The 239-nt window shown below is 42.7% G+C and carries 1 protein-coding gene; it reads left to right on the top strand.

Annotated elements, in window-relative coordinates:
- Window positions 1-239: class I tRNA ligase family protein (locus AAEY88_RS15330; RefSeq protein ID WP_350563771.1), on the top strand; the 239-nt coding region annotated here is incomplete at both ends.

Here is a 239-nt window from a genome sequence, read left to right as displayed (position 1 = left end):
GCCATGCACCATACCGCCAAGTACTTACTCATGGTTTTACCGTTGATGAAAACGGTCGTAAAATGTCTAAGTCGTTAGGTAATGTTATTTCACCACAAAATGTGATGAATAAACTAGGCGCCGATATTTTACGCTTGTGGGTTGCCTCTACCGATTACACTGCAGAAATGACGGTATCGGATGAAATATTTAACCGCTCAGCAGATCGTTACCGCCGAATTCGTAACACTAGTCGTTAC

This window comes from Psychrobacter sp. CAL346-MNA-CIBAN-0220 (assembly GCF_040309805.1).
GTDB lineage: Bacteria > Pseudomonadota > Gammaproteobacteria > Pseudomonadales > Moraxellaceae > Psychrobacter.
This window is presented reverse-complemented; position numbering and strand designations above follow the sequence as displayed.